26 protein-coding genes and 2 pseudogenes are annotated in these 18,937 nt (G+C 36.8%); 8 read left to right on the top strand and 20 right to left on the bottom strand.

Translation table 11 applies throughout. The features are described from left to right. Positions 1–500: 500 nt before the first annotated feature. Together FFO06_RS13705 and FFO06_RS13700 are read right to left on the bottom strand one after the other, a co-directional pair. Positions 501–812 carry a helix-turn-helix domain-containing protein gene (locus tag FFO06_RS13705; protein WP_137908524.1) on the bottom strand — a complete coding sequence of 104 codons (312 nt, stop codon included), beginning with the start codon at positions 810–812 and terminating at the stop codon, positions 501–503. Beyond that, positions 799–1,200, bottom strand: coding sequence for a type II toxin-antitoxin system RelE/ParE family toxin (locus FFO06_RS13700; protein ID WP_137908523.1), 402 nt, complete (start codon positions 1,198–1,200; stop codon positions 799–801). Before FFO06_RS13700 ends, FFO06_RS13705 begins: the two co-directional genes overlap by 14 nt. A gap of 316 nt (positions 1,201–1,516) precedes the next feature. Here FFO06_RS13700 and FFO06_RS13695 point away from each other — a divergent pair, with 316 nt between their 5' ends. Then, positions 1,517–1,990 carry a hydrogenase maturation protease gene (locus tag FFO06_RS13695; RefSeq protein WP_137908522.1) on the top strand — a complete coding sequence of 158 codons (474 nt, stop codon included), beginning with the start codon at positions 1,517–1,519 and terminating at the stop codon, positions 1,988–1,990. Positions 1,991–2,031: 41 nt separating this feature from the next. Here FFO06_RS13695 and FFO06_RS13690 read toward each other — a convergent pair whose 3' ends face one another. The 3 genes from FFO06_RS13690 to FFO06_RS22465 are packed head-to-tail and all read right to left on the bottom strand — an operon-like array spanning position 2,032 to position 3,017. Continuing rightward, the gene (locus tag FFO06_RS13690) at positions 2,032–2,406 is read right to left on the bottom strand and encodes a hypothetical protein (RefSeq protein WP_137908521.1); all 375 of its coding nucleotides are present in this window, start codon (positions 2,404–2,406) and stop codon (positions 2,032–2,034) included. Positions 2,407–2,424: 18 nt separating this feature from the next. Continuing rightward, positions 2,425–2,751 (bottom strand): nitroreductase family protein, encoded by a 327-nt coding sequence (locus FFO06_RS22470; protein ID WP_306420227.1) that lies wholly within the window; start codon positions 2,749–2,751, stop codon positions 2,425–2,427. A 35-nt stretch (positions 2,752–2,786) separates the two neighbouring features. Further along, complete coding sequence (locus FFO06_RS22465; RefSeq protein WP_306420226.1) at positions 2,787–3,017, bottom strand: hypothetical protein; 231 nt, start codon at positions 3,015–3,017, stop codon at positions 2,787–2,789. Between the two features lie 695 nt (positions 3,018–3,712). On the opposite strand from FFO06_RS22465, the gene FFO06_RS13680 reads away from it, so the two are divergent. Beyond that, a complete protein-coding gene (locus FFO06_RS13680) occupies positions 3,713–4,036 on the top strand; it encodes a DUF433 domain-containing protein (RefSeq protein WP_137908520.1) in 324 nt (107 codons plus the stop codon). Further along, positions 4,020–4,355 carry a DUF5615 family PIN-like protein gene (locus FFO06_RS13675; protein WP_028089540.1) on the top strand — a complete coding sequence of 112 codons (336 nt, stop codon included), beginning with the start codon at positions 4,020–4,022 and terminating at the stop codon, positions 4,353–4,355. Before FFO06_RS13680 ends, FFO06_RS13675 begins: the two co-directional genes overlap by 17 nt. Before the next feature lie 131 nt (positions 4,356–4,486). Here FFO06_RS13675 and FFO06_RS13670 read toward each other — a convergent pair whose 3' ends face one another. Further along, a complete protein-coding gene (locus FFO06_RS13670; RefSeq protein ID WP_137908529.1) occupies positions 4,487–4,993 on the bottom strand; it encodes a helix-turn-helix domain-containing protein in 507 nt (168 codons plus the stop codon). A gap of 325 nt (positions 4,994–5,318) precedes the next feature. Here FFO06_RS13670 and FFO06_RS21200 point away from each other — a divergent pair, with 325 nt between their 5' ends. The 4 genes from FFO06_RS21200 (at position 5,319) to FFO06_RS13655 (ending at position 7,163) form a co-directional block, all read left to right on the top strand. After that, complete coding sequence (locus FFO06_RS21200; protein ID WP_162501198.1) at positions 5,319–5,666, top strand: hypothetical protein; 348 nt, start codon at positions 5,319–5,321, stop codon at positions 5,664–5,666. Then, on the top strand, positions 5,659–6,093 hold the full coding sequence (locus FFO06_RS13665; protein ID WP_137908519.1) for a hypothetical protein: 435 nt from the start codon (positions 5,659–5,661) through the stop codon (positions 6,091–6,093). The genes FFO06_RS21200 and FFO06_RS13665 overlap by 8 nt, the downstream gene beginning before the upstream one ends. Before the next feature lie 363 nt (positions 6,094–6,456). Further along, entirely contained in the window at positions 6,457–6,759 is a 303-nt protein-coding gene (locus FFO06_RS13660) for a hypothetical protein (RefSeq protein WP_137908518.1), read from the top strand. Then, positions 6,756–7,163 (top strand): hypothetical protein, encoded by a 408-nt coding sequence (locus tag FFO06_RS13655; protein WP_028089543.1) that lies wholly within the window; start codon positions 6,756–6,758, stop codon positions 7,161–7,163. Before FFO06_RS13660 ends, FFO06_RS13655 begins: the two co-directional genes overlap by 4 nt. A 165-nt stretch (positions 7,164–7,328) precedes the next feature. On the opposite strand, the gene FFO06_RS21585 is transcribed toward FFO06_RS13655, so the two are convergent. From FFO06_RS21585 to FFO06_RS22590, 14 genes and pseudogenes are all read right to left on the bottom strand, one after another. After that, a complete protein-coding gene (locus FFO06_RS21585) occupies positions 7,329–7,466 on the bottom strand; it encodes a hypothetical protein (protein WP_236097146.1) in 138 nt (45 codons plus the stop codon). A gap of 308 nt (positions 7,467–7,774) precedes the next feature. Beyond that, complete coding sequence (locus FFO06_RS13645) at positions 7,775–8,095, bottom strand: helix-turn-helix domain-containing protein (RefSeq protein ID WP_137908517.1); 321 nt, start codon at positions 8,093–8,095, stop codon at positions 7,775–7,777. A gap of 198 nt (positions 8,096–8,293) precedes the next feature. Beyond that, positions 8,294–8,545, bottom strand: a complete 252-nt coding sequence (locus FFO06_RS13640) for a FeoA family protein (RefSeq protein WP_137908516.1) — start codon at positions 8,543–8,545, stop codon at positions 8,294–8,296. A 110-nt stretch (positions 8,546–8,655) separates the two neighbouring features. After that, positions 8,656–8,955, bottom strand: coding sequence for a 2Fe-2S iron-sulfur cluster-binding protein (locus FFO06_RS13635; RefSeq protein WP_137908515.1), 300 nt, complete (start codon positions 8,953–8,955; stop codon positions 8,656–8,658). A gap of 110 nt (positions 8,956–9,065) precedes the next feature. Then, entirely contained in the window at positions 9,066–9,443 is a 378-nt protein-coding gene (locus FFO06_RS13630; RefSeq protein ID WP_028084345.1) for an iron-sulfur cluster assembly accessory protein, read from the bottom strand. Between the two features lie 61 nt (positions 9,444–9,504). Then, entirely contained in the window at positions 9,505–10,287 is a 783-nt protein-coding gene (locus FFO06_RS13625; protein WP_028089549.1) for a HesA/MoeB/ThiF family protein, read from the bottom strand. Positions 10,288–10,297: 10 nt separating this feature from the next. Further along, positions 10,298–10,615: a nitrogenase-stabilizing/protective protein NifW gene (gene nifW / locus FFO06_RS13620; RefSeq protein ID WP_137908514.1), complete on the bottom strand. Its 318-nt coding sequence runs from the start codon at positions 10,613–10,615 to the stop codon at positions 10,298–10,300. Further along, a complete protein-coding gene (locus FFO06_RS13615; RefSeq protein WP_028084342.1) occupies positions 10,612–10,812 on the bottom strand; it encodes a CCE_0567 family metalloprotein in 201 nt (66 codons plus the stop codon). Before FFO06_RS13615 ends, nifW begins: the two co-directional genes overlap by 4 nt. Positions 10,813–10,932: 120 nt before the next feature. Continuing rightward, the gene (locus FFO06_RS13610; protein WP_028084341.1) at positions 10,933–11,409 is read right to left on the bottom strand and encodes a NifX-associated nitrogen fixation protein; all 477 of its coding nucleotides are present in this window, start codon (positions 11,407–11,409) and stop codon (positions 10,933–10,935) included. Next, the gene (gene nifX / locus FFO06_RS13605) at positions 11,406–11,825 is read right to left on the bottom strand and encodes a nitrogen fixation protein NifX (RefSeq protein ID WP_035368007.1); all 420 of its coding nucleotides are present in this window, start codon (positions 11,823–11,825) and stop codon (positions 11,406–11,408) included. The genes FFO06_RS13610 and nifX overlap by 4 nt, the downstream gene beginning before the upstream one ends. 45 nt (positions 11,826–11,870) lie before the next feature. Further along, positions 11,871–13,199: a nitrogenase iron-molybdenum cofactor biosynthesis protein NifN gene (nifN, locus tag FFO06_RS13600; RefSeq protein ID WP_137908513.1), complete on the bottom strand. Its 1,329-nt coding sequence runs from the start codon at positions 13,197–13,199 to the stop codon at positions 11,871–11,873. A 137-nt stretch (positions 13,200–13,336) separates the two neighbouring features. After that, on the bottom strand, positions 13,337–14,707 hold the full coding sequence (gene nifE, locus FFO06_RS13595) for a nitrogenase iron-molybdenum cofactor biosynthesis protein NifE (protein WP_137908512.1): 1,371 nt from the start codon (positions 14,705–14,707) through the stop codon (positions 13,337–13,339). A 449-nt stretch (positions 14,708–15,156) separates the two neighbouring features. Then, on the bottom strand, positions 15,157–16,692 hold the full coding sequence (gene nifK, locus FFO06_RS13590; RefSeq protein ID WP_137908511.1) for a nitrogenase molybdenum-iron protein subunit beta: 1,536 nt from the start codon (positions 16,690–16,692) through the stop codon (positions 15,157–15,159). 153 nt (positions 16,693–16,845) lie between these two features. Next, positions 16,846–16,992 (bottom strand): annotated as a pseudogene (locus FFO06_RS22590) (nitrogenase molybdenum-iron protein subunit alpha); the annotation flags it as partial. Positions 16,993–17,141: 149 nt separating this feature from the next. Here FFO06_RS22590 and FFO06_RS13580 point away from each other — a divergent pair. Continuing rightward, positions 17,142–18,461, top strand: a pseudogene (locus FFO06_RS13580) (site-specific integrase); the annotation flags it as partial. Positions 18,462–18,937 lie beyond the last annotated feature (476 nt).

The following is an 18,937-nucleotide window of genomic DNA, read 5'->3' as shown; positions in this document are numbered from 1 at the left end:
TCCAACTACCACTGAAATAGTTGATAAAGTTATTTCTGTTGCTCTCGATTTGATGAATCCTCAACATTTAAAAAATTGGTTCACTAATTGTTGTTACTGTACCTCATAACACCGGGAAGTGCTGTAAGTGTTGGGTTTCCTTGCGTCAACCCAACCTACTTTACTAAATTAATGTAAGTACGAGACATCTGCTCATTTCTTCCTCTTTCTGGGACTGTGCGCCACTGGGTGAGCTTTATTCCTCCACATCAAACCACACAGGAGAAATATCATCAACCTGTCCATTATAATTAATCGTAATTTCTTGACCTTCCCGAATATATTTATAAGCAATAATATCAATGATATTTTTAGCAAAATTCTTAATATAAGTAAGTTCTTACCAAGACCCTGATATCAATAAAAAGGGTGAAATAAGCGATTCCTACGGAGCGCTTCGCTATCGCAGAAAATCTATTTCCCCACTGAAAGTTTTACTCCACCTTACCCTCTGCCAGTCACTATGCAATTTGCTGTTCATCCATTGGAGTTAGATGAATTACTACCCGCTGATTCAGAGCATGAGCGATTTTTTGCAGCATGGAAAGAGAATGTCCTTCATAGTCAGCATCTTCTAGCCGTGCAATTACTGGTTGTTTTGTACCAATCAGTTCAGCCAACTGTTTCTGCGTTAACCCTGCTTTGGTTCTGGCTTCATATATTAACTGTGCCACTTCTCCATTAATGGCAGATACCGCTACCATTGCCTCAAGTTGAGGATCAGTACGAGTCATCTTGTCGATAATTTTAATCGCATCCTTAGTCTTGGCCATCATCATCTTCCTCCTCGTAGTAAGTGTGTGTTTCTGGGTTTTCCTCAAATAAACGCTTTCGCGCTATCGCTCGTTCGATATCAATTGCTGGTACTGCTGCTTGTTCTTTCGTAATGGCTTGTGCCAGAATCGCCACGTTTTGCCCATGAAAGAAGTACAAAATCCGGTACTGGACATGAATATGCTTTGCCCGCAATTCATAAATTCCATCTCGCAAGTAATCCGCCCCAGGGCGACGCAGTTCGTATCCTAAAGCCGCAAGCTGCTTGATGCGGGCTACACAGTTTGCATATCCTTTGCGGTCTTCTTTTAAAAGTCGCGTCAACCATTCCAGAACAGGTACTTCCCCATCCTCCTCCTGGTAGAAAACAACCTGGGTTTCAGGCACTGGACACTCTCTCACTATATCAATATTGTTATTATAGGCCAACTTGGATACTTTGGCACAATAACCTCCATGTTTGGTGTTTTGCGTAAGTAGGTTGGCGTTAAAAATTGTCGTTATAGTGAGGGAACTCTTAACTCTTAACTCTTAACAGAAAAGAGGTTTCGGGCAACTTTACTTTTCGTTACTGATGTCGGTTTTTTTCCGTTCACTTATTTAAACTCAGTATAAAGTCAATGATTAAAGATGTAGTCAGAATTTCCATAAATTTTAATTTTTTGTGCCAAGTTGATAATATTCATGTTAGGATAAATATCTCATGCTAACTATCATTGGTTGTGGTAATCTGAATCGCAGTGATGATGCTGTCGGCGTAATTATTGCCCAAGGTTTACAGCAATATCTCGCCCAAAATCCTCACCCCAAAATCCGTGTTTTTGACTGTGGAACTGCGGGAATGGAAGTGATGTTTCAAGCGAGAGGAAGTAAAAAATTAATTATTCTTGATGCTAGTTGCACAGGTTCAGAAGCAGGTGCTATATTTAAAGTCCCAGGGAACGAATTAGAGGCGCTACCCGAACCTAGTTACAACTTACATGATTTTCGTTGGGATCATGCTTTGGCGGCTGGGAGAAAAATCTTTGGTGATGATTTTCCTCAAGAGGTGACAGTTTATTTAATTGAAGCTGGAAATCTGGATTTGGGGCTGGAATTAAGTCCCGTGGTTCGACGTTCTGCTGATTTAGTTTTTGCTGAACTAATTACAGTTATCCAGCAGAATGTCATGGCTTAATCAACAATCTCAAATCCTAAATTCTCAAATCCTCAATTAAATCAGATCCAATCACGATAAACTGGTAACTCATCTACCCTCATTTCAAAAGGTACAGTTTGATGATCAGGTGGACAAATACGAATTTTGGCACTGCTAACAATGCCAGAAAGAACATTGGCCATGGGAACAATTTGTTGCAAAATTTGCCAGTTAGTAACTTGGTCGGGACATTCAATGACTAAAGTGAAAATACTAGCGTGGGTTGTGGCATACCAACGACAATTAGACAATAAATTATGAATAATGCGATCGCATCCTTCATAAAAGTATTTACTAATTGAATGTTCCAATTGTTGCCTAAGCATAATATCTACTGATGTTGGCTGTATAGGGTGCTTATCATCAGCATGGAATTGAGATTCTTTTTTCGTCATTTCCCGTTATTTTCCTATTTATTTACCAATTGCCATTGCGTACAATACGTCCTTATTGGTTTGTAGAAAGTCTTGGGTTTCATCATCATAAAAAGCACCAATCCTACTACAATCTATTTCCCAATAATTGCTAAATAAATACACACTCTTTCCAATAAATCCGGCTAATTGCACAGCGGTTTGATAACTCAAATAATTGGACACAAAAAACAAAGTTACAGCACAATCTCTATCTATAGCTTGATTAATGCACAAATAACCTATTTTTTCCCTAAAGTTACCCGCTTCAATGAGATGTGTATTTTTATAGAACCCTGGTGAAATTCCCTCGATATCATGCACCACTGAGTAAATAGAAATTTCCTCAAAATTCTCCGTCGCTATTGGTGGTTGAACTGCTCAAGCAATTGCCAATAGACATTTTCTCCAAACAGAATGTTTTTGAAAACGCCTAATAGAACGTCTATTCCCAACGTTATCAAAAAACCGTTCTCGGTGAAAATCGCTGTAAATTGAGGATGTTCTAGTTTTTGCTGGTGACTAGGCTGTAAAGACGTTGCTTGATAGACATCTTCCACACATTTATTAACAATGGCCAAGACTACAGACAAAAGATATAGGTAGTCTTAAGCGTCTGACTAGTTTTTTTCGCGCTGCTTGTCGAAATCACACAACTAGTAATAAACTCCTGGTTCTCAAATCCCAAATCTGCATTGAGAATAAGTTTATCAAAATCAAAACATAGTTGTATGTTTTTTTCGTGAAGATATGCTCAAGCAGCGATAGCGCTTAAATGGTGTCCGCTGTCCAACAAACAATATCTACAACTCCTGTCTTGATATTTCCAGCTAGACCTATGATAAACACAACTAACTAAAAAGATGAATCTGTTGATACATTTATTTGGTATAACATAATTTTCTCATCCATCATTGCCTAATTTATAAATTAAGGTCAGACAATTATTCTCAACTATTATTCCTTGTACACCGCGTGTCTGTACATAAACTTTCGTAGGATATAAACCCCCCGCAGAGGGATTTACCCGCAATATCTTGATATATCTTTTCTAAAGTAAGTAGGTGAACGGAAAAAACCGACATAAGTAACGAAAAGTAAAGTTGCCCAAAACCTCTTCCCAGTTAAGAGTTCCCTTGTCATAACGACAATTTTTAACGCCAACCTACTTAGGTACAGAAGAACCAATTAAATGAGGGAGTTTTAGAGAAAATAACGACAATACGCACCTACTTAATAAAATAGTGATATAATCAGGATCAGAGTAAATAATTTTCCTGACAATAGTATGTCCGTCAACGTAATCAAAGAACATATTGAAATCACTCCTGGTATTTGTGGAGGAAAACCTCGTATTGCTGGACATCGTATTCGAGTTCAGGATATTGTGATTTGGCATGAACAAATGGGAATGTCTCCTGATGAAATTCTCTACCATTATCCTAGTATTACCTTATCTGATGTCTATGCTGCTTTAGCATACTATCATGATCATCGGGAGGAAATTAGGAAGCAAATATCAGAATCAGAGAATTTGATTCAAGAAATACAAGGGCAAACTCCTTCAATTTTACAACAAAAGCTGAAAAAACGCAATGATAGAGAGAATTAAATTTCATTTAGATGAAAGTGTAAGTAATGCAATTGCGTTAGGTTTGCGTCGTCGAGGAATTAATGTTACTACAACTTCAGAAGCCGGATTAATTGGTGTATCAGACAGAGAACAAATTGCTTTTTCTTTATCTGAAAACCGGATCTTAATTACTCATGATGATGATTTTGTCATCCTTCATCGTAGTGGTATAACTCATGCAGGAATTACGTATTGTGATCAGAAACGCCGTTCGATTGGTGAAATTTTAAATACTTTAATTTTGATTTGGGAAACACTTGAACCAGAAGATATGAAAAATCAACTTGAATTTTTGTGAAATTTTACCATTATTTATTATAGCACTTACGCAAGTGTCATAACATCCATGATAAATCTAATTATATAACAAGATTTGAAAGATGCTTTAACTTCGTTGAATTTCTAGCGTCTTGGAAATTAAAAGCTTTATCATTCTGATACTACCTGTTTAATTACCTCTAAAGGTAACTCTAACACCTCTGCAATTTGCTCATCATTTAAGCCAAAATACCTTAATTTACTAATCTTTTCTATCTGAGTTTTATTCTGATCTTGTTGCTTTAATTTAGAATTACCAGGATGACTTTTATCTGGTTTAGTTTTAGGTTGTTTAGAACCAATATTTATACAGCCGTTTCCAAATATATTACTACTATTATTACCCAAAGAAATATTCACATTTCCTTGTCGTTCTAGAACTGATTTAAGATTACTTTTATCAACTGGTTCACCAAAAATATCAGATAACATTTTTAAAAGTTCGTAACCTACATCCTTTGCATGACCCGCGCTACAACCACAATTTTCCGCAATATCAGCATACTTTTGATACTTTAATGTCCCCTCAATAACTCCACGTTGCAAGTCATTGAGATGCTTTCCCGTGTTGAGATAAACAGCGTCATCCACAAGTTGTAGTAGTTCGTGAACCTGCATGGCTAAAAATGTAACGCGACATAAGTAATGATAGCAGACTTTATCCGTACTTTTCAGCTTTTTTCCGTCTGTTTGTAATTTTTTTTTGCAATCCGCTTTTTTCCGCTTTTCAGGTTTAGGTAAGTGGTGTATGGTTAATAGGGATAAACACAAGTTTGAAGTTAGGAAAATTCATCGGAAATAGGAGATAAATATGATCAATAAAGTAATTACACTATTTGTAGGTTTATTTGCTTTATGGTTTGCTGCATTTTTGCTTGGGTTCATAGTAGAGCTTCCGTCAGGTTTACTTGGATTTTAAGAACTTGTAGAAAAGATTCATGACATGATCAGAAAATTTTTCACTTTCACTATTTTCATCTTAGCAATATGCTCATTGCCATTCTTTGAGAGTCAAGAGTCGAGAGCAGAATCTTTGGTTAGAAACGATACACTAGTTACGCAAAATTCACAAGCTGACTTGAGAGTTATAAAAGGTGAAAATTATACCAAGCCAGGTATTACTCCAAAGATAGATTCTCCTACCATCCAACCTGATCAGACCGTTATACTGGGCGACGGCTTTTATAAAGGAAAGATTGCTGGAAACTGGGTAGGAAAACAGATTAGAATCTCTGTTTGTGGTTGGTTAAGTTTAGAATGCCCTACAAGAGTTTATACAGAGTATGAGTAAACACACTTTTATAGCATATATTATTAATGCTTTGACCCTTTTTTTTGTATCAGTTTTTTCTGTAATTCTTTCCAAAAAGTATAATTTTACATTATTGATAGCAGAAGCTTTTCAGCCAGGAAAAGAATTAGAAATTAGTGATTCTGAAATAAAGCAAGAATCTTCACTAGATTCAGAATTGATAACAGAAACTTCTCAGCCAGGAAAAGAATTAGAAATCGATAATTCTGAAATAGAGAAAGAATCTTCCCCAGATTCAGCTAACCTCTCAAAACCTTTACCTATAAAGGAAGATTTAGTAAGTGATAGTTCAGATAACATTGAATATATCAAGCAATTAATTAGTGATAAAAATTTTGTAATCGAAGTTTTTAGTACCTTTTCAGTTCTTCTAATTGGCTTTACACTCTTTACAATCTTTAGATAGTTTTAAGTAATGGTAGGGTGCGTTGTGGTTTTGGACAACGCAGCATAATATAAAACATCAGAAATATCCAACTCAGTAATTATTTTATCGTGGCGAATCTAATCTGAGTTTCAGTGACTATTTATGGTGAATTATACTGTTGCTAACCTACCTTATAGTTATAATTTCTCTCTGTGTTGGAATTTCTAGAAGAACAACTTTTAGAAGATGAAGAAGATTTAATAGAACAAAATTTACAAGTTTTGTAGGGTGTGTTAGCGATCGCCTAACGCACCTTTTTTGGTAATTAGTTGTGTATTACCTAACCACAAATCACCCTAAAAAATAAAGAGTAAAATGGGAATAATAAACAAGCTCTTATAAATGAATATAGCCGCTCAACAACTACCTAACTTAACAGGAAAACCACGATCAGAAGTCTTAATAATTCTCAGCAACCAAGGATTTGAATTTAAAACGCAAACTCAAGGGGGTTATGAAACATTTCAGCATCCAGATGGTAGTCAAATTCATATTAGACCAAATGGGGAAATTGTTCGCACAGGTCCGAAAATTAAAGCAATTGATGGCAAATCTTACCGTCGTCGCTATAATCAATATGGAGAGCAGATAGAATTTGTTTCTGGAGCTAATACTCATAATACTGGAGAAATTGTGAATCTATGACAACAACAATTACATCAACCCTCACTACTTTTCTCGAAGATTTAAAAAGTGCTGACTTAGTTGGTATTTCTTTAAATCCTCAAAACTTGGGATTACGTCTTGACTTTACCTTTGGTCCTGAAGCTGATGATGTAGCTATTGAGTTTTATCAAATTATTCACCTGGTTTTTTCTCAACCTCTAAATGCAAATGATGAAGATATCTGTTTTTGGGTAGGAGAAGTTGAACTCAAGAAAATTGAAGATAATATCCCGGAATTTTTATCTACATCCTATCCATTTGTCAATCAAACTGGAATAATTAACACCAATTTACAATCACTAATTTATTTTCATTTAGAAGGAGATATTTGTTTAGAGGTTGTTTGTAGAAATTATAAAACTTTCCAACAAGTCAAAAATTAAATAATTTCCTAATTGGAAAAATGCTTATTTTTATTGACATTATGCAACCTAATATCTTGCTCAGGTTTAATTATTTTCTTGAGTAAACTGGTAATAATTACTTGAATTAAAGATTTATCAGTTTCTATTTTATGAACGAAAATATCTACACAGTCTTTTATTTCTTCAATCACGTTGCTGAAAATATGGGGGTGAAGTGATGATTAAATCAAAAGTATCACTTTCTATTTGTTTGAGAATAGATAGATTGTCACCGAGAAGAATTTTATTTCTAAAGTCTAATATTTGTTGTTGTACTTTCATATAATTTAATTATTAATTATATTAATTAAATTGTGATTTTCAAACTATCATACAGCATCTTTGTTTTTAACCTGACAAATTTAATAAAATTTAACGTTTGATTTAGTTTTGTAGGGTGTGTTAGCCATACAGCATTTTTGTTTTTAACCTGACAAATTTAATAAAATTTAACCTTTGATTTAGTTTTGTAGGGTGTGTTAGCGATTGCATAACGCACCTTTTTTGTACTGAAAAATTTACCACCAACCATAAATGAGCGAGTTTTAGAGAAAATTTTATCTTTAGTTGACTTTAGTTGAAGATCTTCGTCAGATATCAATCTCAGAAATTCCTGATAAAGTAACTTGTGGACGGTTAGGAAATTCAACAACAAGCTTTAAATCACCACCTAAATCAGTAATATACTTTCGCAGAATTGAAAGCATTAAATCAGTATTTTGTTCCATTTGAGAAACATTTTCTTGATCAATTTGAAGAAGTTTTGACATTTGCTCTTGAGTGAGTTTGAGTGCTAGTCTCAATTGTTGTCGTGTCATTTCTTCAGCAATGAGAAAGTTAGATTCTTCAGCAATTTTTTGCTGTCTTTCTAGTGGTAACTGTTCTAGTTTTTCCTTTAAAGTTTTCCCCATTGTTTATTCTCACTTTTCTTATGATTAAGTTTTTAATAGCTCATATTATTTCACCTCTCTAACTTTATAGTATTTTAACATCTTTTGCTTTAGGCTTTAAGTTTAAGTCTATAAATTCAAATTCTGTGTTAAATACTATACGTGAGTTTGGTTGTAAAAACCACAATTTAAACCAATAACTAAACTTAATCACCATTTTCACCCATCAATTACCCGCACATAAATAGCCCGCGCTATTTGGCGATTTATAGTCATAGATAAACTACCACATTTAATAATAAAAGTAGGAAATTGCTGTTCTACAGTAATGGTATTACCTGTTTTAATGCCCATTGATATCAGCTTTTTTCTAATTGTCTCATCCTGAGTTTGACAAAAAGTAACTATGCCACATTCTCCTGATTTTAGTAACTCTAAAGAACAACCCATAACAGTAAAATTAGTAAACATTGGATTATCAAAATAAAAAGTGAAAATTGAAATGATGAAAGATGATAAACATCCTCCATCATTGTGAAAGTGAAAGAATTTAGGATTTCTAAATCCCGACAAATATTGTATTAAGCAAGGTAAGGTTCTTGGTGGGTTTTGATTGTGCAGTTAGAACGGGGATAGCTAACACATAATAAGGCGAATCCTTTGCCCATTTGCTCATCATCTAAGAAGGATTGATCATCTTGATTGATTTCACCTTCAACAATCTTACCTACACAGCTAGAGCAAGCGCCGGATTTACAGGAGAAAGGTAATTCCAGACCAGCTTCTTCTGCTGCGTCTACAATTGTCATGTCTTCATCACATTCAATTGTGGTGTCTATATCTTCTTTTTTGTTGATCAATCTTACTTGATATGTCGCCATTTTTCGATTCTCCTCAAAGATTAATGAAGTGAGTTTTTGAGTTCGTTAAGTTTTCCTGGATCAAGTCAAAATTCAAAATAAAGGAGCTAACTTTTGAAGTTTGAACTATTCTATTTACCGCAAGGTACACCATTGGGAGTACCGTCACTGGTTTTAAAGGACTTGCCACAACCGCAGGTATCAGTTGCATTGGGGTTGGAAAACTTAAAACCGCTATCCATAACTCCCTCTACAAAATCAACTACCACACCTGCTAATAACGGCGCACTTTTAGCATCAACATAAATCAACACATTTCCTTGTTGAGTTACGATATCATCAGGTTGGGGCTTGCTAGTAATTTCGATGCCATACTCGTAGCCACTGCAACCACCATCTTTAACCGAGATGCGGACACCCTTTGTGGCGTTATTAGTTTCGTCGGTTGCAGAACCCTTGACAAATGCCCAGAGACGAAATTCTGCCTTTTCTGTTAAAGTAACAGTCATTTTATGTCTTATTCTGTAGCGAATATTCTGATTTGGATGTGGATTTTCAAGAAGTGGTAACTTACACCGTTGCGGCTTGAGATTGGGAATATCTCCAAGGGGCAGTATTACCGCAGACTGGACAATTGCGATCGCGGTGAGAACGACGTTTAGCAAATTCCATTCTGTTTAAATCAATGGTTAGTAATTCTGATAACAGCGGTTGACTAAAACCAGTAATCAGCTTTACCGCTTCCAAAGCCGTCAAACAGGCCAAGGTCCCAGAAACAGCCCCCAGCACGGAAAAACCGCGTCGGTCCCAATCCGGCTTTTCTGGAAACAGACAAGATAAACAAGGGGTGACACCGGGAATAATCGTGGTCAGGTAAGCCTCCATACCGTCCATGGCTGCCTCTACCATGGGTTTGCGCCAGCGGACACAGGCTTCATTTAACAAATTGCGTTCAGTGAAATTATGAGCGCAATCCAAAGCCATATCCGCCGACTGTACCAACCCATCCACATTTTCTGCGGTAATGTAATCGTGAACTACATCCACTTGAACATCAGGATTGATGGCTTTGAGGGTTTCTTGGGCTTTAAATACTCTGGGTTTACCCACCCAGTCGTCAGTCATCAAAACCTGACGATTCATATCATCCAGCCGCAAATCACCACCTCGGACTAGGATCAGCCGCCCAACGCCTGCTACTGTTAAGTAAAGCGCCGCTGTACCACCTAATCCACCCACACCTGACACTAAAACAGTCGCTGATTTTAGGCGCTTTTGAGCTAATTCACCAAAATTAGGAAGCATCATTTGGCGACTATAGCGTTCCAATTCGGTAGGCGTTAGGTTAATCACTTTTTAACTCCTAATCTGAGGTGATTTCTGTCAGGGTGACAACATTTTTGGGCTTATCATTAAATACCTTGAACAGCTTTTGTTCATGGGGTGTAGATTCTATAAACACCTGATAAGCTTGTTGCAAAGCAACACAATATTTCTCTAATCTTTCTTGGTTACTGAGTTGAGGATAACTATCATCAATTTGACTCATGAACTGAGAAAACTTTTTCAAAATATGTAAACGGTTGACATTTACAAATTTTTGGTCATAGGGTAGATTAAAAAAGATGAAAAACTCTTCGGCATCTACGAGGTTTTTAAATTCATCAATATTGGTACTCATTTAGAATTCTCCATTTTTTTGAGTTGTTGCTTGAGTCCATCTAACTGACAGTAGATTTCGTAAGTTTCCGCAGCAACATCCATCAGTTTTTGGTAATCTGTGGGTAGTCCTTCTGCTAAATCATGCAGATCCATTTTCATTTGACCTGCTTTGCTATTTAGCTTTTTAATCTTGGTTGTGATTTCCTCAATTGTCATATTTTTTGTCCTTTGTCATTGGTCAGTTGTCCTTTGTCCGTTGCAGCTATAGAAGAGAACAAATTTGCAAGTCTCCTCTAACTAATCACCACTAACCACTGACTACTGACCAATGACTAATTAAAGATTGCCTACTTCGGGGAAACGTTTGGCTAAATCAATGCCTTTTTCCACAAACTTTGTGCCTTCTTCGTCTAATTTCTCGAAAGAATCAAAACCAAAACGATGAGCATCACGCAAAGTTTTCACAGCTAATAATAAGCGTCCTGAAAATACTAAAGCCCAACCAAAACCCTCATGTCCTAATTCAATAACTACATTAGAAATGAGTCCAGTTTCCTTTTCAATGCTGGCAGCTACCGCTCGAAAAAAGGCATTTATACGGGAAATAGTGGCGGGGTCAACTTCACCTTCTACAGAAATTTCTCGTTTCTTTTGTTTAGTAACAATATAGGGTTTGAGGATTAATTCATCAGTCCAATTTCGGTAGAAACCATAACTATCTTGCGCCCGAATTTGTTGAACTAATGCTTTCAAAAAAGGAGGTAAAATAACCTCTAAATTGTTACCAGTTCCATTCACATTATTTGTACTCATACTGTTGCTTCGTTTTCAATTTCTTCAGCAAAACTAGGTTTTTTCTGTTGTAAAGCTTTTCGTAACCAAGGTGGAGGATTACCCTTGAGAGTTTTGACTAATTTATCGAGAATTTCTGCAATTTTTTCCTCTTCAGATTTAGCCTTAACTGGGGTTACACCTTTCTTAATTAAACGAGCCGCTGCACTACCACCAATAGCCACAACATAAACAATTGTGCAATCATTAAGTGCTTGAAGTTTAGGGGTAATTTTATCCTCATTACCATCTTCTTTTAGATCACCTTCAAATTTGAGAGTTTCTACAAATTCATAGCCGTTGTCGGAAATTTCATAAACATCTATTTCCTTAGCCCAGCCAAAGTGAGCATTAACATGAATTCTGTCAGTTGTCGTAAAAGCAATTTTCACTTTCATTTGTCCTTTATTGGTTGTCAGTTGTCAGTTGTCAGTTGTTAGTTGTTATTTGTTGATTACTGATGACCATTGGTTGATCATTGATGATTCTTCATGTTCTATAAATAGGTTTCCCATGCCGAAAAGAAGCTCAATAGTACCGCGATAGCCTACTTTGGTAAATAGACCATTTCCTAATCGGTCATAAATAGGAATGCCTAAACGATAGAGGGGAATAAAAAGGCGTTTAGAGATGGTATTTACGTGGGAATTACCAATCAATAAATCAGAACCTATTGCCAATTTTTCAAAATCTTCTAAATCGCCAATGGTGACATTTTTAATAGGAAGTTTTTGAAGTAAAGGAGAACGAGTTGTGGTGACAGCATGATGAATTTCTGCCCCCATTGATTGCAAAAATCTAACTATAGTCCACAATAAATCTGGTTCTAAAGCTAAAGATACTCTTTTGGCACTAAAATAAAAGTGAGTATCTAACATTGCATCTTGCAATTGACGACGTTGACGACGATATTTTTCAGGAACAGGATTTCCACTTAATAAAGATAATTTTTGCAGAAATTCATCTACAGGTTCTAATCCTATTAGATCTCTGAATACTTGATAGTTAGTTCCGAAGCGTTCTTCTAAAATTTTCGCCGCCTGGCGCATACTTTCACCTAAGGCTAAGGTAAAAGCTGAACTACCCAAAGAACGTAATTCTTTTAAAGTTGTTCCACTAGCAGTTATAGCACTATAACCATCTTCCAAATGTCCATCTAATGAAGCTCCTAAATCAGGAACAAATATGGGTTCTAGTCCGAAAGCTGTAACTATTTCTCGAATTTCTTGAACATCTCCAGGAGTGAGAGCAGCACCAGCTAAAATTGTGATTTGTTCTGGTTTAATTCCCCCTGCTTGAGGAATTTCTTTAACAATACTTTCTACTGCGACTGCAAAACCGTCTTGTAAAGCACCTTTAAAATCGGGAGTGGGAGCAAAAATAATGGCTAAATGATTAAGTTCGGGGTGACGTTCTCGAATATCTTTTAAAAAACGTTCAATATCATCACCTCTAGTTTCTGTTAGCCCAGTAGTGCATAAACCAATGATTTCTGGTTGTACTTTTTCTACTAAAGTGAGAATAGCTTGCTCGACATTTTCCTCACCACCCAAAATAGTAGTAACTTCCGTCATTGCAGTGGTCGCAAGGGGAATTGCTTCCCGAAAATGTCGAACTAAAACTACTTTTGCGAAGGCTGTACAACCCTGAGAACCATGAAATAAGGGCATAGTTCCCTTTAAACCCAAGAAAGCTAAAGAAGCGCCTAAAGCCTGACTTTGTTTGAGGGGGTTGACAGTCACAGACTTTTCTGGAACAATTGCGATCGCCATAATCTCAATAATCTCAATAATCTCAATAATCTCAATAATCTCAAAATAATTTGTCAGGAGTTCAGGAGTTCAGGAGGAAAATATTGATCTTTTACCTTTTAGCTTCTTACTGTCACCTGTCACCTATCACCTGTCACCTAAACTTCCCAAGGAGCGGGCTTGCGAATTTGCTCCCACACGGGACTATATAAAGCCTCTGTCAACTCCCGCGCCATTTCTACCATACCCACATAACCCGCGTAGGGATGATGACGTTCTTGGTTAATATCTAAAAAGGGAATTCTGGCTTTTAAAGCTGTATATTGATTTCTACCGCCAGCAATAAGCATATCTGCGTTAGTCTCTGCAATTAATTTCAGGAGTTCGGAAGCGTTTCCTTTCTCCAGCATAATACCATCATTACCCAACAAATTTTTAATTTTAGCTTTATCTTCTTCCGTACTTTTGCGGGTACTTGTGGCTACAACTTCAATTCCCAAATCTTTCGCAGCGGAAATAATTGACCAACTTTTCACACCACCAGTATAGAGAACAATGCGTTTTCCTTTTAATTTTTCTCGATAGGGAGCAAGTGCAATATCTAAGGCCGCTGTTTCTTCAACAATGAGTTTTTCTGTGCGTTCCTGTAAATCAGCATCACCTAATTTAGCCGCCACAGTTCGCAAACAACGGTTAATATCATTAATGCCATAAAATGACTCTTCAATGTAGGGAATACCGTAACGTTCCTCCATTTTTCGCGCCATATTTAAAAGCGCTCGTGAGCAGATCATAACATTTAATTTTGCCCGGTGAGCATAACGCACTTCTTGATAACGAGCATCACCAGTAATTTTTGATAAAACCCTAATTCCTAACTTTTCAAATAAGGGTAAAACTCCCCACATTTCCCCCGCAATGTTGTATTCACCTATTAAATTAATATCATACGGGGTAGTATATTCAGGTTCAGCAGTTCCCACTACATATTCTAGTAAAGCTTCACCACCAAAACGATTACCTAAGTTCTTACTACCAATGAATCCCGGAGCAATAACAGGAATGACAGGAGTTCCAATTTTTTCGGCTGCTACCTTACAAACTGCATCAATATCATCACCAATTAGGGCTGTAACGCAGGTGGCGTAAACAAAAATCGCCGCAGGCTTGTAGTTTTGATTAACTTCTAAAATCGCTTTATAAAGCTTTTTTTCACCGCCGAAAATTACATCATTTTCCCCAACATCGGTAGTAAAACCCGTCTTATAAAGCATTGGACCTGAAGACAAACTCCCACGACTTCCCCAGGAATTTCCAGCACAAGCGATCGGACCATGAACCAAATGAGCCGCATCAGTAATTGGGACTAAAGCAATCATCGCACCATCAAAAGCACAACCCCCTTGAGCCGCACCTGGTTGAGCTTGTTGGGTACAAGATTTATTCTTTTTTTCTCCCTGTTTTTTTTGATTATGTTCACATCCTGATTCACTCAGCAATTCGTTAATTTTACTTTGGGTGATTTTCATTTTTATTCTCGCTATTAACAGTACAAATCTTGATAAAAGTCCATCATCAAAATGATGATTTCTACAAAATTACAGCGGACTTCACATATTTAGACTACAGTTTAAATTAATATATTTCTTCCTTTGCGTCTTTGCTCCTTTGCTTCTGAGCGCGAAACAAGATTAACTTAATATTTACACAGATAAACCTGCAAAAAAGATATGTATTTATCTATATTTTCCAGAGTGGGGTTTTCATAACATTGATTAACGCTGATCAAAAGAGATAATTTTTCTGGGAACTTATGGGAAAATTCATCTGTCAGGTAGATGAAAGGAACAAAGATTAGGCTAGTTAAGCTAATGGAACTGAAGATAGGGGAGAGGATTTTAGGGAATTTACCCAATTTCCTGTCCCCTTTACTTATTTGCGACGGAAAGGAGGGGAAAATCCCACCCCTAGATAATTCTTAACGAACTAAGTCGTAGGAAATATCGGTTTGACCAGGAACATTGGTAGTACGGTCAATTTCTTCAAAGATTGTATTGACAATCCAGTTCAACAGGTTAATAACACCTTTATAACCAACAGTTGCGTAACGGTGGTAGTGGTGACGGTCCATGATAGGATAACCAATTCTAACCAAAGGTACACCACAATCACGCCATAAATACTTACCGTAGGAGTTACCAATTAATAGGTCTACGGGTTCGGTAAATAACAGGGAGCGTAAGTGCCACAAGTCTTTACCACCCCAGATTTTAGCGGACTTACCGAAGGCGCTAGAATCTAACAATGCTTGCAATTCTTTCTCAAATGCTTCATTGGTGTTGTGAACCAAGATGTGTACTGGTTCAGCGCCCATTTCCAACATGAAACCAACTAAGCTGTAAACTAAGTCAGGATCACCATAGATAGCGAAACGCTTACCATGTAACCAAGCATGGGAGTCAGTCATCGCATCAACTGCACGACCACGTTCGATTTCTAACTCTTCAGGAATAGCCTTACCAGTCATTTCGCTGAGTTTCATCAAGAACTCGTCAGTTCCCTTGATACCCCAAGGACGAGAAACACAAACGTCTTGACCCCATTCCTTAGCAATGTATTCACGGGTCTTGGCTGTGGAGTAAGCTTGAAGAGCAATGGTAGCTTTACCGTTAATGGAATCTGCTGCATCTTCGAGCTTAGTACCACCTGGGTACATATTGTACGCACCATCATTAGGTGAGTCAACATAATCACTGTTGTCAGATAATAAGGTGTAGTCAAAACCGAATAGGTTAGCAATGCGCTTAACTTCGCGGTTGTTTTCTACGTAGGTATCAAAACCAGGAATAAAGTTGATTTTACCGTTGCTCTTGGCTTTCTTCTTACCTGCGGTTAAGGTAGAAAGGATTCCCTTCATCATGTTATCGTAACCAGTGATGTGAGAACCAACGAAGCTAGGAGTGTGAGCAAAAGGGACTGGGAAATCTTGAGGAACTGAACCAGCGTCTTTAGCGTTACCAATGAATGATTGTAAGTCATCACCGATAACTTCTGCCATACAGGTGGTGCAAACAGCAATCATTTTAGGATTGTATAGTTTGTAAGAGTTAGCCAAACCATCAATCATGTTTTGCAAACCACCGAATACAGCCGCGTCTTCTGTCATGGAAGAAGAAACACCCGCAAATGGTTCTTTGTAGTGACGGGTTAAGTGGGTACGGAAGTAAGCCACGCAACCTTGAGAACCTTGAACGAAGGGAAGAGTACCTTCAAAACCTACGGCCGCAAACATAGCGCCTAAAGGTTGACAACCCTTAGCTGGGTTAACGGTTAAAGCTTCCCGCGCAAAGTTCTTTTCCCGATATTCCCAGGTTTTTGTCCAGTCTGCTACCCGTTGTACTTCTTCGGAAGTGTGGCCATTTTCAAACTGTTTCTTGTTTTCAAACAGTTGTTGGTATTCTGGTTGGTGGAATAGCTCAACGTGATCCTGAATCTTTTCTGGATTCTGAGGCATTTTCTGTATCTCCTGCGGTGTATGATGTTTGCGTTTGGTGGAGAGTCGGAAATACCACTCAAGATTCAGAATGCAAAATTCAAAACTGAGAATTTTTAATTTTGAATCTTGAATTTCCAACTCTCCTGGGGTAAAACCCCAGATTTTTGTTCCCTAGACGGCCGCTTTAGCTTTAACTTTAGCTTGAGCTTTTTTGTTCCAGGGAGCGCCAATTAATCCCCAGGTTGGGCTGTTGAGCGCCAAGTCCATGTCACGAGCGAAAATGGCAAATCCGTCGTAACCGTGGTAAGGACCGGAGTATTTATTTTGCTGGTTTAATAGGTTTTAACTAGAAAAGTTGATGATTTCTGCATTGTCAGCGATAAACTATGTTTGCGGTTAACGCATTTATTTTTAGTCTCAATATAGTCTAAAAGTTTAAGAATTAAGTTTCGCGCAAAGACGCGGAGGAGCAAAGGATGAAAGAAAATCTATTATGGGAATTAAAACAGGTAAATCTGCGTTTGAAGTCTGCAAAAACCAGGGTAACAATCCGAGAATCAAATGGATGTCTGCAATTACGGGCAACTTTACCTATTAAACCAGGTGATGCAGATATCAACAACACAGGCAAAAAACAATATAATCTCAGTTTAAACATTCCAGCCAATTTATCAGGACTGAAAACTGCGGAGGAGGAGGCTTATGAATTAGGTAAGTTAATTGCTAGAAAAACATTTATTTGGAATGATAAATATTTGGGAAATTTAGGAAATGACGGCATTAAAAAAGAGTTAATAACTATTGGTAAGTTATTAGCAAAATTTGAAGATGAATATTTTAAAAGCCATAAACGCACTACTAAAAGTGAACATACTTTTTTCTATTATTTTTCCCGAATTAAACGTTATACAAATACTGATGATTTGGCTAATGGGCAAAGTTTGATTAATGCAATTGAAAAAATAGATAAGGATTGGGCTAAATATAATGCAGTGAGGGCTATTTCTGTATTTTGTCAAGTTTTTAAAATTGAAATTAATTTAACTAATTATGCTAAAGTTCCTGAAAGTAATTCTCGCAATATTCCCACTGATAAACAAATAGTTACAGGATTTTACAAGTTTGATGAATATCTCAATCATCGCGGTAAGCAAGTTAATCAAGATGTCAAAGATAGTTGGCAATTATGGCGTTGGATCTATGGAATGTTGGCGGTTTTTGGGTTACGTCCTCGTGAGCTTTTTGTTAATCCTCATATTCATTGGTGGTTGAGTGATGAAAATATAGATTTAACTTGGAAGGTTGATCAAGATTGTAAAACTGGGGAAAGAGAAGCTTTACCTTTATATAAAGAATGGATTGATGAATTTGATTTAAGAAATCCTAAATATTTGCAAATGTTAGCGATCGCAATCAGTAAAAAAGACCAGAACAATCATGCAGAAATCACGGCTTTAATTCAAAGGGTGAGTTGGTGGTTTAGAAAAATTGGTTTGGATTTTAAACCCTATGATTTACGTCATGGTTGGGCAATTCGAGCGCATATTTTGGGCATTCCTATGAAAGCAGCGGCGGATAATTTAGGTCATAGTGTGCAGATTCATACGAAAACTTATCAACGTTGGTTTTCTTTGGATATGCGGAAATTAGCAATAAATCAGGCTTTGAATAAACGGAATGAAGTTGAGTTGATTAAGGATGAAAATACAGGGTTGAAAATGGAAAATGAACGGTTGAAGATTGAGGTGGAAAAGTTGAGAATGGAAATGGTTTATAAAAATAGTTAATTTCGCTTATTAATTGATATAAGCTGTACTGCATTTAATTTGTGTAATTATTTTGTGTAATTATAGCGGGCAAGACTTGTACTGAGCTTGGCCGAAGTATGCCTGCACTACAAGATTTAGCCTAGGATTCTACAATTTAGCTGGGTCACAGCTTACTTAGGAAAGAATATATAAGTATTGTTTAAGCTTGAATTAGGATGCGTAAATTAATCGCTAATAAGCACAAATACATATACTTCTTTAATCAATAGACATTGCTGATATAGATAATAAAATTAGAAGCGAAACATAATTGATATTGGCATGATGCAACGCATAAATTTAACCATTTATTGTACTTTGCTTATTTTATTGTTAACCTTCCAGTGCCAATATCTTAACTGTTCAGATTAGTTCTTTGTTACTTCATCGTCCAATCAAAACTGAGTGTTTCATGCTGTACTTAGTCCTGACATTATTCAAGATAATAGCTCAAC

This window comes from Dolichospermum planctonicum (assembly GCF_005402965.1).
Lineage (GTDB): Bacteria > Cyanobacteriota > Cyanobacteriia > Cyanobacteriales > Nostocaceae > Dolichospermum > Dolichospermum planctonicum.
Note: the sequence above shows the minus strand (reverse complement) of the source record. Positions and strands in the feature narration are given on the sequence as shown.